Origin of the sequence: Bradyrhizobium sp. CCBAU 25360 (assembly GCF_028128695.1) — a bacterium.
Lineage (GTDB): Bacteria > Pseudomonadota > Alphaproteobacteria > Rhizobiales > Xanthobacteraceae > Bradyrhizobium > Bradyrhizobium ottawaense.
In genome coordinates this window covers 654,008-667,604 of sequence record NZ_LBJA01000044.1, presented here as the reverse complement: position 1 = coordinate 667,604, position 13,597 = coordinate 654,008, and the positions used below count along the sequence as shown (strand labels likewise).

Below are 13,597 nucleotides of genomic sequence, written 5' to 3'. Positions count from 1 at the left end.
TCCGACATATAACTCATTTTGGAGCAGGAGAGGATTCGTAATGAACAGCCCCAGCCGGGTCATCAGTTTCGTCAACGCAGGCCATTTCATCGACCATTATTCGATGCTGATCTTTGCCGCCGCCGTGATCATCATGGGGCCGGCGCTCGGCATGGCCTATTCGGAGCTGCTGCCTTACGCGACGCCGGGCTTCATCGCGTTCGGTGCCGGCTCGCTGCTGACCGGCTGGCTCGGGGACCGCTGGAGCCGCCGCCACATGATGCTGATCTTCTTCGTCGGCATTGGTGCCTCCATGATCTCGGTCGGCTTCGTGCAGACGCCCGTGCAGCTCGGCGCCGCGCTGCTCGCCATCGGCATCTTCGCCTCGATCTATCATCCCGTCGGCACCGCCATGATCGTGTCGTATGCCGACCGGCTCGGCCGCGAGATGGGCATCAACGGCGTCTGGGGCAATCTCGGCGTTGCCTCCTCGGCGCTGGTCACCGGCGTGATCGGCCAATATCTCGGCTGGCGTTTCGCCTTCATCGTTCCCGGCGTGGTCACGATCCTGATCGGTATCGCCTTTGCGATGCTGGTCGTGCACGAGGACCGCAAGGGCTCGAAGCAGGCGGCGGCGCAGGCGCGGGTGGCAAAACAGGACATGTGGCGCGTGGTGCTGTCGCTGCTGATCGTGGTGATCGCGATCTCCACCACGTTCAACGCCGTCACCGTCGCGCTGCCAAAACTGTTCGCGGAGCGTCTCGCCGATTTGACCAAGAGCCCGGCGTTGCTCGGCGTGATCGCGGCCTGCGTCTACGTGTTCGGCGCGATGACGCAGTACACGATCGGCCGGCTGCTCGACCGTTACTCGCTGAAGACGGTGGCGTTGCCGCTGTCCTTCATGCTGGCGCCGTTCCTCTATCTCGCCGCCAGCCTGAACAATCTGCCGCTGATCCTGGTCTCGATCGGCATCGTCATGGGTGCGTTCGGACAGGTCACGGTGAACGATGCAATGGTCGGCAAGTACACCAGCGAGGAATGGCGCTCGCGCGCCTACGCCGTGCGCTATTTCATCGGGTTCACCGCGGCGGGCGCCTCGGTCGGCCTGGTCGCCTGGCTCTACGAGCAGGGCGGCTTCGTCACCATGCTGCACGCCTTCGCCGCGCTCTGCCTGCTGGCGATCGCGGCGGCGATCATCCTGCCGCGCGAGATCAGGACGCCGGCTGCAGTGTGAGGGCCCGTGTCCCGGGCAAGCTGCAACGCGTAAGCGTTGCGGCGCAGAGCCGGGACCGAGAAAATTGCGGGCAAGTTTCTCGGCGGCATAGGCCCCGGCTCTGCAGCGCACCGCCGAAGAGGCACTGCGCTGCTTCCGGGGCACCAGCGGGGTGGAACCCGCCCCACCTCCCGAGGGTTCTATCCCCGTGGCCCCGACACCGGGGGTGAAGGGGGAAAGACACCAGCATGCCATGGCGCCTGCTTCGACCGGCCGGCCTCGTCCCCGCGGCGCTTGTCCTCACCACCATTGCGGCCGGTGCCGAGGGCGGCAAATCGGCTGGCCCATCCGAATTCCTGTTGGTGGCGCAGATCGTGCTGTTGATCGCGGTCGGTCGCGGTCTCGGCGAGATCATGCAGCGCGTCGGCCAGCCCTCGGTGATCGGCGAGTTGCTCGCCGGCATCATCCTGGGACCGTCGCTGTTCGGCTGGATCTGGCCGGAAGCGCAGCACGCGATCTTCCCGAAGGCACCCGAGCAGAAGGCGATGCTCGACGGCATTGCCCAGTTCGGAATCCTGCTCCTGCTGCTGCTCACCGGCATGGAGACCGACCTCAAGCTGGTCAGGAAGGTCGGCAGGGCCGCGATCGCGATCTCGATCGCCGGCATCCTCGTGCCCTTCGCCTGCGGCTTCGCGCTCGGCGAGTTCCTGCCCGATGCGCTGCTGCCCAATCCGCAACAGCGCCTGGTCGCTTCGCTGTTCATGGGCACGGCGCTGTCGATTTCGTCCGTGAAGATCGTCGCCGTGGTGGTGCGCGAGATGAATTTCATGCGCCGCAATGTCGGTCAGATCATCGTCGCGACCGCCGTGATCGACGACACCATCGGCTGGATCATCATCGCCGTCATCTTCAGCCTGGCCTCGCACGGCACGCTGGATATCGCCTCGGTGGCGAAAGCCGTGCTGGGCACGCTCGCCTTCCTCGCCGTCAGCTTCACCATCGGCCGCCGCTTGGTGTTCCAGCTGATCCGCTGGGCCAACGACAATCTCGTCAGCGCCGCGGCCGTGATCACGGTGATCCTGCTGTTGATGAGCGTGATGGCGCTGATCACGCATCTGATCGGTGTGCATACCGTGCTCGGTGCCTTCGTCGCCGGCATCCTGGTCGGGGAATCACCGATCCTGACGCGGCAGATCGACGAGCGCCTGCGCGGGCTGATCTCCAGCTTCTTCATGCCCGTGTTTTTCGGCCTCGCCGGCCTCAGTGCCGATCTCTCGGTGCTGCGCGATCCCAATCTGCTGATGCTCACCGGCCTCCTGGTCGTGATCGCCAGCGTCGGCAAGTTCGGCGGCGCCTTCGTCGGCGGCACATTGGGCGGCCTGAACAATCGGGAGTCGCTGGCGCTGGCGAGCGGCATGAATGCCCGCGGCTCGACCGAGGTGATCATCGCGACCATTGGCCTGTCCATCGGCGTGCTGAGCCAGAACCTGTTCACGATGATCGTGACCATGGCGATCGTGACCACGATGGCGATGCCGCCGATGCTGCGCGCCGCGCTGGCAAGGCTGCCGATGAACAAGGACGAGAAGGAACGGCTGGAGCGGGAGGAATTCGAGAAGCGCGGCTTCCTCGCCAATCTCGAGCGCCCTCTGCTGGCGGTGGACGAAAGCGTCAACGCCACCTTTGCCGCCCACATCGCCGGCCTGATCGCCGGCATGCGCGGGCTGCCGATCACCGTGCTGCATATCGGCAAGAGCGCCAAGGAACAGGAGAAGGGCCGCGACCAGGAGGAGAGCCACGAAGCGGTGGTGAAGAAGGCCGCCGAAGTCGTCTCCGCCCATGGCGACGGCGGGGCCGGCAACGTCGATGTCGTCACCCGTGCGAGGCAGGCGGAGCTCGGCGAGACCATCGCCGACGAGGCGCGCAAGGGTTTTGATCTTCTCGTCGTCGGCGTCGACAAGGTCGTGACGGCCAAGGACCGTTTCGACCGGAGGATCGACGACATCGCCGCGAAGTTCGAAGGACCGCTTGCGATCGTCGCGGCCAAAGGCAAGCACCTGAAGCAGCCGGCGCCCGATGCGCTCAACATCCTCGTTCCCGTCTCCGGCAGCGGCATCTCCAAGCGCGGCGCCGAGGTGGCGGTCGCGCTGGCGCAGGCCGGGTCAGGCTCGCTCCGGGTGATCTATGTCGCGACGACGCGCGACAAGGGCGCGCAGCGCGGCGCCTCCCGTGGCCTCGGCCAGGAGGCGGGCATCCTCAAGGACGCCAGCGATCTCGCCGCCCGCTACGACGTCGACATCACCACCACGCTGCGGGTGAACCGGGCGCCGGAGGCCGCGATCCTGCGCGAGATCGACACCACCGACGTCGATCTCGTCGTCATGGGCGTCGACCGCATCCAGGCCGACCATCTCTCCTTCGGCGGCGTCGCCGACGCCGTGCTCAGGCAGTCGAAAGTCTCGGTGCTGCTGGTGTCGAGCGGCGAGGCGCGGCAGGCGGTGGTGGAGAAGGCTTAGGATGTGGCTGTAGCCGCGTGGACGGTGCGCTCCCTCTCCCGCTCGCGGGAGAGGGGTGGGGAGAGGTGTTTCCGCAGTGGGCTCTTAGGGCTTCACCTCCGCCGCCGTCTCCACCTTCGCCACCTTCTTGCTCGCCCGCCAGTTCTCGAAGCGCTGCACCACCACGAAGAAGGCCGGCACGAACAGCACGGCGAGGCAGGTCGAGGCCAGCATGCCTGAGAACACCGTGATGCCGATCGACTTGCGCGCGCTGGCGCCGGCGCCGGTCGCGAGCACCAGGGGCACCACGCCGAGGATGAAGGCGAACGAGGTCATCAGGATCGGGCGGAAGCGGGCGCGCGCCGCCTCGATCGCGGCCTCAAGCACCGGCTTGCCGTCGCGGCCGTGGAGCTCGAGCCCGACCTCGACGATCAGGATCGCGTTCTTGGCCGACAGCGCGATCAGGAGGATCAGCCCGATCTGGCAATACAGGTTATTGTCGATCTTGAGCCCGGAGAGGATCAGCATCGGCCCGAGCAGCGACAGCGGCACCGCGAGGATCACCGAGATCGGCGCGTACCAGCTTTCATACTGGCCGGCGAGCACGAGATAGACCAGCAGCATGGCGAGGCCGAACACCCAGTAGATCTGGTTGCTGACCGCCTTCTCCTGATAGGACATCGCGGTCCATTCATAGCCGGTGCCAGGCGGCAGCGTCTTGTCGGCGATCTCCTCCATCAGCTTCAACGACTGGCCGGAGGAGTAGCCCTGCGCCGGCAGGCCGATCACGGTCGAGGACGGATAGAGGTTGTAGAGGCTGATCAGCGAGGGGCCGGTGGCCGGCGTGATCTTGGCGACGGTGCCGATCGGGATCATGTCGCCGTTCGAGTTGCGCACCTGCATGTTGGCGATGTCGCTCTCGGTGACGCGGAAGGCGGGATCGGCCTGGGTGTAGACCTGGAACACACGGCCGAACTTGTTGAACTGGTTGACATAGGACGAGCCGAGATAGGTCGACAGCGCCGAGAACACCTGATCGGTCGTGACGTGCAGCGTCTGGGTCTTGACCCGGTCGATCTCGACGTTGAATTGCGGCACCGAGGAGCGGAACGAGGACTGCACGCGCTGCAGTGCGCTCTGGCTCTGGCCGTTACTGACCATCGCGCCGGTGATCGCCTGCAGCTTGGCGAAATCGCTGTTGCCGTCGCGCAGCTCGACCTGCATCGAGAATCCGGCGGCGTTGCCGATGCCCTGGATCGGCGGCGGCGGCAGCACCAGCGTGCGCGCCTCCATGATGGTCGCGAGCTTGTCATTGAGCCCGTACACCAGCGAGCGCAGATCCTCGCCGGGTCCTTTGCGTGCGTCCCAATCCTTCAGGATGATGTAGGCGACGCCGGCATTGGCCAGGCTTGCGCTGTTGTCGAGCGCGGAGATGCCGGCGATGGTGATGACCTGCGCCACGCCCGGCGTCTCCTTGATCAGCCCGCTCGCTTTGTCGAGCACGGCTTGGGTCCGCTCCAGCGCGGCGCCGTCGGGCAGCTGCACGGCGGCGATCAGATAGCCCTGGTCCTCGATCGGTAGGAAGCCGGTCGGCACCCGCGACAGACCGTAGCCGCTGGCTCCGATCACCAGCAGCGCGAACGCAACCGAGACGGTGGCGTGCCGGCACAGGAAGGTGATCAGCCTTGTATAGCCGCGCTCGACCCGGTCATAGACCGCGTTGAAACCGCGATAGAAGAAGTTGCGCTGCTCGGGCGGCACCGTCGGTCGCAGCCACAGCGCGCATTGCGTCGGCTTCAGCGTCGCCGCGTTGATGGCGGATAGCAGCGCAGTCGCCGCGATCACCAGCGCGAATTGCGAATAGATGCGCCCGGTGAGCCCCGCGAGGAACGAGGCCGGCAAAAACACCGAGATCAGCACCAGCGTGATGCCGACGATCGGCGCGAACAGCTGGTCCATCGCCTTGATCGCGGCATCGTGGCCGTTCATGCCCTGCTCGATGTTGTGCGCCGCGCCTTCGACCACGACGATGGCGTCGTCGACAACGATGCCGATCGCGAGCACGATCGCGAACAGCGTCGACATGTTGATGGTGAAGCCGAGCGCCGCCATCGCCGCAAAGGCGCCGATGATGGTGACAGGCACGGTTGTCGCCGGCACCAGCATCGCGCGCCAGTCCTGCAGGAAGACGAGGATCACGACCAGCACCAAAAGGCCGGCCTCGATCAGGGTCATGTAGACCTCGTGCACCGAGGCCTCGACGAATTTCGTGGTGTCGAACGGCGTGTCGTATTTGATGCCTTCCGGAAACCGCTTGGCGAGGTCCGCCATCTTCTTCTCGACGGCCTGCTCGACCTGGAGCGCGTTGGCGCCGGGCGACTGGAACACGCCGATGCCGACGGCCGGCTGCTTGTTGAGCGAGAAGATCTGGCTGTAGGTCTGCGCGCCCAATTCGACCCAGCCGACATCGCGCACCCGCGTGACGTCGCCGCTGGTGCCTGACTTGACGATGATGTTCTCGAACTGGCTGGTGTCGTCGAGCCGTCCGTTGACGTTGAGCGTGTACTGGAACGCCTGGCCCGGCGGCGTCGGCGGCGCGCCGACCTGGCCGGCGGAGACCTGCTGGCTCTGCTGCTGGATCGCGTTGATGACGTCCTGCGGCACGAGGCCGCGAACCTGCAGCTTGTTGGGATCGAGCCAGACCCGCATCGAATACTGGCCGGCGCCGAACACGGTGACGTTGCCGACGCCGGGCAGGCGGGAGAGCTCGTCGCGGATGTTGATGGTGGCGTAGTTGCTAAGATACAGGCTGTCGTATCTGGAGTCCGGCGATGTCAGCGTCACGAACAGGAGGATCGAGGTCGACCGCTTCTGCACGGTGACGCCCTGGTTCTGCACCGCGCTCGGCAATTGCGACAATGCGCTGGAGACGCGGTTCTGCACCAGCACCTGCGCGAAATTGAGGTCGGTGCCGATCTTGAAGGTCACGGTCAGCGTATAGGTGCCGTCGGAGCCGCTGTAGGACTGCATGTAGAGCATGTCCTCGACGCCGTTGACCTGCTGCTCGATCGGCAAGGCAACGGTGTCGATCACGGTCTTGGCGCTGGCGCCGGGATAGCGCGTGGTGACCTGCACGGTCGGCGGCACCACATCGGGGTATTGCGCGATGGCGAGATTGAACAATGCGACGCCGCCGATCAGGATCATCAACAGCGCGATGACGTTCGACAGGACCGGCCGCTCGATGAAGAACTTTGAGATCATGGCAGGCAGCTCCCTACTTGGCAGACGCCTGCGGCTGCTCGATCTTCGTTGTTTGCGGATCGATCTTCTGGCCCGGGATCACCCGCAGCAGTCCCGCGATGACGACGCGGTCGTCCGGCTTCAAGCCGCTTTCGATGACGCGCAGCCCGTTGTCGACCGGGCCGATCTGCACCTTGCGCTGCTCGACGACGTTGTCGCCGTTGACCACCAGCAGATAGCGGCCGCCCTGGTCACTGCCGAGCGCGGTGTCGGGGACGAGCAGGGCGCTCTTCTCCTGGTCGAAGGGCACGCGCACCCGGACGAAATAACCGGGCAGCAGCACCCGCTTGTCGTTGGGCACGACGCCGCGCACCGCGAGCGTGCCGGTTGACGTATTGAGGGTCGGCGAGACGTAGTCGAGCTTGCCCTCATGCGGATAGCCGGTCTCGGTCTGCAGTCCCACCTGAATCGGGAATTGCTTCATGTCGGCGGGGGTCAGTCCGCGGCGGGCCGCTTCGGCGCGGATGCGCAGCACGTCCTGCTCGTTGACCGTGAAGTTCACCCAGATCGGATCCATCGCGACGATGGTCGCGAGCTGGGTCGGCGAGGAGACGCCGACGAGCTCGCCGATCGAGACCAGGTGGGCGCTGACGATGCCGTCGAACGGCGCTGTCACCCTGGTGTAGCCGTAATTGACCTCGGCCAGCCTCGTATTGACCTGGGCCTGCTGGAGGTTGGCCTGGGCGTTGTCGCGGGTCGATGTTGAGGTGTCCAGGGTGGACTGCGAGACCGCCTGGCGCTGCACGAGCTCGACCTGCCGCTTGAAATCGGCTTCGGCCTGCTTGACCGTGGCTTGCGCACCGACCTCGGCCGCCTTCGCCTGCTCGACCTTGAGCTTGTAGGTCTCGGGCTCGATCGTGAACAGCTGGGTGCCCTGCTTGACGAAGGTGCCGTCCTGATAGTCGATCGACTGCAGGAAACCCTGCACCCGCGCCACGAGATCGACGCTCTTGATCGGCGCGGTGTTGCCGGTGGCCTCGATGTAGCGCGTCACCGGACGCTGCACCGGCGTTGCCACGTCCACCTTGGGCGGCGGCGGTGCGACGAACGTGTTCTTGTCCTCGCAACCCGCCAGTGCGACCACGGCCGCAGCGGCGGCCAGTGTCCGCCCGGCCTGTCTCCACGCTTCATTGCGCCGTGCAGCAGATGCGGGATTCGATGAGGTCATTCGGCAGCCCCCGAGTATCGTCTGTCGGTCCGGCAGGCTACCAACAAATGTCCGGCCGTGGAACACCATAGCCATGGCAGTCGCCGGCCTTGCGCTGCACAGGGCGGTGTGGCCTTTGACAGATTTGTCACGACAAACCGCTTTTCACCGAGAGCACGATCGACCAGAATTGTGCCAAAGACCGTGTGACGGTGCGCGAGCCAGCCGGGAAGAAGCCAAGAAGAAAAGGTGAGGAGAACATGACATGCCCACGTCCCTCCAGTCGGGCCTTGCCGGCCTCGTTCTCGCAGCGATGGTCGCCATGCCGGCGCTAGCAGACGGTCTGAAGGACGAGATCGCGCCGACCGGCAAGCTGCGCGTCGCGATCGCAATCAGCCCCGCAGGCGGCGCATTCTGGTCGACCAAGATCGAAGCCGGCTATGCCGGCGTTCCCGTCGATCTCGGCAAGGCGATGGCCGCCAAGCTCGGCGTCCCCGTCGAATATGTCGTCCACCAGAACTCCGGACAGATCACCGACGCTGCGTCAAAAGGAACGTGGGACGTCACCTGGCTCCCCAGGGATCCCGAGCGCGAGACCAAGATGCTGTTCGGCCCGATCTACGAAGTCGCCGACGCCACCTACATCGTCAAGCCCGGCTCGAACGTCACCAATTTTGCGACGCTCGACCAACCCGGAATCAAGGTCGCGGCCGTCAACGCCACCACCACCATGCGCGGCGCGATCGCGCATCTGAAGCATGCAACGGTCACCGGCTATCAGACCTATGACGAGATCTTCGGCTTGCTCAGGAGCGGCGAGATCGACGCCTTCGCATTGTCGCGCGACCAGCTCAACAAGATGGCGCAGAAGATTCCGGGGACAAAGGTGCTGGACGAGACGTTCAAGAAGACAGTGACCGCCGTCGCCGTGCCGCTCGGCCACGGCCAGGCACTGGCCTTCGTCACCAAATTCATGACCGAGGCCACGACGAACGGCACTCTGCGCAAGGCCTATGATGACAACGGCCTGAAGGATTCGCCGATCCGGACGGAGTAGACTGTCAGCCGGCTTGCGCGATTGGGCTAGGTTCCGGTTGCCGGTGTCCTTTCGGCATGCCAGGCCGCCAGCACGTCCCGCTCTTCATCGGCGGAAAGCCCGACGACCGGGCCGCCGCTGACGTGAAGCCAATGCAGCGTGTCGCGCGCGGTGTCTCCCGCTGGTCGCGAGGTCAGTCCGGCCTCGCGCGCCGGCGAGGTGTCGCGCGTCAGGAAGCCCGCGAAGTCGGGCAGGGGCAGCCACATCGGCAATGACCGCGGACCGGCCCAGCGCCGCACGTCGTGTGCCTCGAGGAAGGCGCGATCGATCCAGGTGAACGTGCAGGACGTGTTCAGCGCCGATGCGCATTCAGCCAGGAACTCGCCGCGCGTGCGTATTGGTCCAATCCCGTCATAGATGCCGGTGAGACGAATCTCCGCCGCATGCACGATCCACTGCGCGAGGTCGCGGACATCGATGAACTGGACGGCATCGTCAGGCGATCCCGGCGCCAGCACCTCGCCGCCGCGTGCAAGCCGTGTCGGCCAATAGGCGAAGCGCCCCGTCGGGTCCTCCGGGCCTGCGATCAGGCCGGCGCGGCAGATGAAGGCATCGCCGCCGACCACCTGTTCGCAGGCGACCTTGGCCGCGCCGTAAATGGCATCGGTGCTGTGCTCCACATCCTCGGCCGCAGGCTCGCGCAGCGGCGCCGTGTCGGCACGTTGTCCGGGTATCCGATTGTCCGCATACACGCTGATGGTCGAGACGAAGGTCCAATGCACATTTGGTCGCGTCAGCGCCGCGACCGCGCGGCGAACCTGGCCGGGACGACGCGAGACGTCGACCACGGCATCGAACGACTCGCCTGCGAGCGGCGCAAGCCCGCCGGCCACATCACGGTCGATCCGGACGAGACGCGCGCCTGCCGCAATCGGACCCGCGAGACCGCGGGCGGCGCAGGTCACCTCATGACCGGCAGCACATGCATGGGCCGCAATCGCCCGCCCGAGAAACTGGCTGCCGCCGAGAATGAGAATGCGCATGTGACGGTCCGTGCTGCAAAGGAGATCCCGCAATAATACAATTACTGGTTGTCGCTGCAACTCCGTCAGCGCGGCTTGATCTCCGCATATTTCGCCATCGCCTTCTCGAACTTGCGGTTGAACAGCCACATCGCGGCGAGGATCTCGCGGAAGCTTGCCGAGGTGCGCGCCCGGTCGGCCTGTCCGAAGGCAAAGATGCTGTTGTTGCGCAGATGCTTCATGATCGTCGGGCTCGACACCCTGTAGTTCAGGAGGTCGCCGGACTTGAGCGCCGATCTCGTCGGCGTGGGAACGATCTGGATCAGCTCGAACAGCTTCATCTGGTCGATCGGGTCGGGCAGCGTCTTCACGATTCCAGGGATCTCGCGGAACACATCCGCATGTGCGTTCATCAGGCCGTCGCGCACGTTGGTCCAGTGATTGAAGCGGAGATCGGTGCCGCGGGCCCGCGCCTCTTCCTTGTCGTCGCGCGCGCTTAAGGCGGGATCGATCGCGGCGATCTCGCCCTTGATGGTGCCCCACTTCCTGCGGCCGTTGCGGTCCTCGGACGGGCCGGTCTGGAAGCTGCCCATATAGGTGTTCGAGCGTCCGTTGCGGACGTTCTGCTTGCCGTTGGTCTCGGCAAAGAACAGCCCGAGGCTGATGCGCCCCGCAGCGGCTGCGTGGTCAGGCGCAAGCCCCTTGGCGCGCGCGATCACCGTCGCGAGATCGACGACGTCCTTGAATGGCGTCGGCGAGTTCTGCGCATTGGCGGGCGGCGCCTCCATCACGTCGAAGAGCTCAGAATATTCGTCGATCAGCGGCTCGATCTCGGCGTCGAAATAGGCCGGAGGAATCTCGAACTTGTTGGGCCTGCCGATCCGCGACGGCATGGCGTCGGTGAGATCCTTGTAAGAACTGATGACGGCGACGCGGGCGAGGTAGAGCGCCTGTCCCGGCAGGTTCGGCAGCGGCTGCTTCGCCTCGATCTGGCGCCGCCGCTCGGCGAGGATCGATTTGAACTCGGCGAGCGCCTTGTCATAGGTGGCGACCGCCTCGGATTGGCGAGGCGTGAGCGCGCGCTGTTGTCCGACGGCGGGCGCCGCGACGAAGAAGGCAACAACCGCAAGGGCGGCAAGACGTCTCGATCCCATGGCCGGTTCCTGTCGATTCGGTGGCCAGGGAGATCGTAAGCATCAGAGGCGAGGGCTGGCGAGATGCAAATCCCGCTCAGCCGGAATTCTTATGCCGCCCGGTAGTCCGGCGCCGTCGCCAGGAATTTCGCATAGGCATCCGCATTTGGCGGCTGGAAGCGCCCTTTGAGCCCGCCGCGCTTCTGGTTCTTGGCGCCGATGTCGGCCATCAGCTCGTCGAAATGGCGGTAGTGATAGGGCGCGACGCAGAGGCCGCCATAGACGCCGGCGGCCGGCCGCTCGACGCGCTTGAAGTGCAGCATCATCTCGATGTTGTCGTGCATTTGCTGCGCCGTCGGCTGGTTGGCGAGCTGGCCGTCGGCATAGCGTACCAGCCAGTTGGCGGCGAGGTCGGCGCAGAGCACGGTGCAGAAAGACGAGTTGAAGCCGACGAAGCCGAGCTCGGGCAGATCAGGGTTGGCGATCAGGCGGTAGAGCCGGTACTGGCCGTCGGCATCGACCAGCTTCTGCTTGTAAGCCGCGGGCAGGAACGGCACGCCGAGCTTGTAGCCGATCGCGAGCACCGCGACGTCGGCGCTCACGCGCTCGCCGCCGTTCATCACGATGCTGTCGCCGTCGTAATGGTCGAAGGTGCCGAACACCGCCTTGATGCGGCCGTCGGCGACCATCGGATAGAAGCCCGGCGTTGCGATCGGCACCGAGCAGTTGACGCCGTCCTCGATCCGCTCCTTCGGCACCATCTTGCAGCGGCCGAGCTTGAGCTGCGCCTTGAGCAGGCTCTCCAGCCCACGCCAGTTCGCCCAGACCAGCGGCGCGGCGATGCGGTGCGCGAGCCGCGTCATCGCGCCGATGCCCCAGCCCGGAAACATCTCCTCCTGCGCGCGGATGTAGAGGATGCGCTTGAAGTTCACGAGCCCGCCGATGAAATAGGGGATGCGCCAGACCGGCTCGCGCATCACGATGGTGACCTCGCGCGCGCCCGATTTCACCGCGTTCACCGCGATGTCGGTCGCCGATTTCGAGCCGCCGAGCACGACGATTCGGCGTCCTTTCGCCAGCGTGGGATCGCCGTATTTCGACGAATGCAGGATCTGGCCGCCCTGGGCGAGGAATTCATCCTCGCCAGGGCAATGCAGCTCGCGCGGCTCGTTGAATTGGCCGGTGCAGACCGCGACAAAATCGAAATCCTCGCTCGTGCTCGTGCCGTGCTTGTCCTTCAGCGCGAGCGTCCAGCCGGGCTTGCCGTCGGCGCGGCGCGCCATGCCGGCGACCTCGGTGCCAAGGCGCAGCATGCGGTCGAGACCAAAACTCCTGGCGTAGTCGGCGAGATAGGCGTGGACCTGCGGCCCGGTTGGCCATTCCGGATAGGCCTCCGGCATGGCGCGGTCGGTGTAGCGGTAGAGTTCTTTCGGGCTCTGCGTCTGCACGTCGGGATAGGAGCGCGCCGGCTCCCAGACGCCGCCGAGATCGGCGCTGCGCTCGACGATGGTGACGCGGTGGCCACGGCTGGAGAACGCCTTGGCGGCAGCAAGGCCGGAGACGCCGGCGCCGATCACGCAGATATGCTTGGGGCTGACCATGGATTTGCTCGCAAACGATGGGTTTTCCGCGCGCAAGCGGCCTCGTTCGGCCGCAAGGCGCGGCCGGCGGACCTGCAAGCAGATGAAAGTGGACGAGGGGGCGCGCCTAGTCGTTGGCCTCGGGCGGCAGGAAGTCGACCTCATGCAGCGCCGAGATGCGCACGACTTCGGCAGGGTCCGTCAGATTGTGCAGCTGGTTGAACAGCGCCTCCAGCTTCTGCATCGGCGAGACCCAGAACAGCGCGCGGCACGGCTTGTCGGACTTGTTGAAATAGCCGTGCGGAATGCCGCGGGGCATGCGCACGAGGTCGCCGGCATGGGCCTTGACCCATTTGCCGTCGAGCTTGAGGTCGAGCGTGCCCTCCTGCACCAGGATGAATTCGTCCTGGGTCGGATGGATGTGCACCGGCACGAACTGGCCGGGATCGCTGTTGGTCTCGAACGCGAAGGTGGAGTCGGTGACGGCCTTGGGGAAGTAGACCTGGCCAAGAATGTTCCAGCTCTTGCCGCCGTAGCCTGTGCCGCTAGCGGTAATGCCCTTTTCGAGTGCAGTCATGGCGCGCTCCTGTTGGATTCCGGCGGGAATGGAGCTTCAGCCAGCGGTGGGGTGCCTGTCTATCCGCTAAACGAATCCGCGAACGCCTGTTGCCATGCAGCATGACTATTTC

9 protein-coding genes are annotated in these 13,597 nt (G+C 65.5%); 3 read left to right on the top strand and 6 right to left on the bottom strand.

Translation table 11 applies throughout. The features are described from left to right. Positions 1-40: 40 nt before the first annotated feature. Together XH81_RS33380 and XH81_RS33375 are read left to right on the top strand one after the other, a co-directional pair. Positions 41-1,213 carry an MFS transporter gene (locus XH81_RS33380; protein ID WP_028145640.1) on the top strand — a complete coding sequence of 391 codons (1,173 nt, stop codon included), beginning with the start codon at positions 41-43 and terminating at the stop codon, positions 1,211-1,213. A 227-nt stretch (positions 1,214-1,440) separates the two neighbouring features. Then, positions 1,441-3,708 (top strand): cation:proton antiporter domain-containing protein, encoded by a 2,268-nt coding sequence (locus XH81_RS33375; protein ID WP_028145639.1) that lies wholly within the window; start codon positions 1,441-1,443, stop codon positions 3,706-3,708. An 84-nt stretch (positions 3,709-3,792) separates the two neighbouring features. Here the strand turns inward: XH81_RS33375 and XH81_RS33370 are convergent, their stop codons facing one another. Further along, on the bottom strand, positions 3,793-6,951 hold the full coding sequence (locus XH81_RS33370) for an efflux RND transporter permease subunit (protein ID WP_028145638.1): 3,159 nt from the start codon (positions 6,949-6,951) through the stop codon (positions 3,793-3,795). A 13-nt stretch (positions 6,952-6,964) separates the two neighbouring features. Further along, positions 6,965-8,158 carry an efflux RND transporter periplasmic adaptor subunit gene (locus XH81_RS33365; protein WP_028145637.1) on the bottom strand — a complete coding sequence of 398 codons (1,194 nt, stop codon included), beginning with the start codon at positions 8,156-8,158 and terminating at the stop codon, positions 6,965-6,967. 244 nt (positions 8,159-8,402) lie between these two features. Between XH81_RS33365 and XH81_RS33360 the strand changes: the two genes are divergently transcribed. Next, the gene (locus tag XH81_RS33360; protein ID WP_028145636.1) at positions 8,403-9,194 is read left to right on the top strand and encodes an ABC transporter substrate-binding protein; all 792 of its coding nucleotides are present in this window, start codon (positions 8,403-8,405) and stop codon (positions 9,192-9,194) included. A 26-nt stretch (positions 9,195-9,220) separates the two neighbouring features. On the opposite strand, the gene XH81_RS33355 is transcribed toward XH81_RS33360, so the two are convergent. The 4 genes from XH81_RS33355 to XH81_RS33340 all read right to left on the bottom strand — a co-directional run bounded on the left by XH81_RS33355 (position 9,221) and on the right by XH81_RS33340 (position 13,485). Next, the gene (locus XH81_RS33355; protein WP_028145635.1) at positions 9,221-10,216 is read right to left on the bottom strand and encodes an NAD-dependent epimerase/dehydratase family protein; all 996 of its coding nucleotides are present in this window, start codon (positions 10,214-10,216) and stop codon (positions 9,221-9,223) included. A 65-nt stretch (positions 10,217-10,281) separates the two neighbouring features. Further along, entirely contained in the window at positions 10,282-11,349 is a 1,068-nt protein-coding gene (locus XH81_RS33350) for a hypothetical protein (RefSeq protein ID WP_028145634.1), read from the bottom strand. Between the two features lie 89 nt (positions 11,350-11,438). After that, positions 11,439-12,929: a flavin-containing monooxygenase gene (locus XH81_RS33345; protein WP_028145633.1), complete on the bottom strand. Its 1,491-nt coding sequence runs from the start codon at positions 12,927-12,929 to the stop codon at positions 11,439-11,441. Positions 12,930-13,035: 106 nt separating this feature from the next. Then, positions 13,036-13,485: a cupin domain-containing protein gene (locus tag XH81_RS33340; protein WP_028145632.1), complete on the bottom strand. Its 450-nt coding sequence runs from the start codon at positions 13,483-13,485 to the stop codon at positions 13,036-13,038. Between the last annotated feature and the right edge of the window lie 112 nt (positions 13,486-13,597).

Bases quoted from the DNA above. Each gene is read 5' to 3' on its own strand.
- XH81_RS33350 (WP_028145634.1), bottom strand. From the start codon at position 11,349: ATGGGATCGAGACGTCTTGCCGCCCTTGCGGTTGTTGCCTTCTTCGTC.
- XH81_RS33340 (WP_028145632.1), bottom strand. From the start codon at position 13,485: ATGACTGCACTCGAAAAGGGCATTACCGCTAGCGGCACAGGCTACGGC.
- XH81_RS33380 (WP_028145640.1), top strand. From the start codon at position 41: ATGAACAGCCCCAGCCGGGTCATCAGTTTCGTCAACGCAGGCCATTTC.
- XH81_RS33375 (WP_028145639.1), top strand. From the start codon at position 1,441: ATGCCATGGCGCCTGCTTCGACCGGCCGGCCTCGTCCCCGCGGCGCTT.
- XH81_RS33365 (WP_028145637.1), bottom strand. From the start codon at position 8,158: ATGACCTCATCGAATCCCGCATCTGCTGCACGGCGCAATGAAGCGTGG.
- XH81_RS33370 (WP_028145638.1), bottom strand. From the start codon at position 6,951: ATGATCTCAAAGTTCTTCATCGAGCGGCCGGTCCTGTCGAACGTCATC.
- XH81_RS33345 (WP_028145633.1), bottom strand. From the start codon at position 12,929: ATGGTCAGCCCCAAGCATATCTGCGTGATCGGCGCCGGCGTCTCCGGC.
- XH81_RS33355 (WP_028145635.1), bottom strand. From the start codon at position 10,216: ATGCGCATTCTCATTCTCGGCGGCAGCCAGTTTCTCGGGCGGGCGATT.
- XH81_RS33360 (WP_028145636.1), top strand. From the start codon at position 8,403: ATGCCCACGTCCCTCCAGTCGGGCCTTGCCGGCCTCGTTCTCGCAGCG.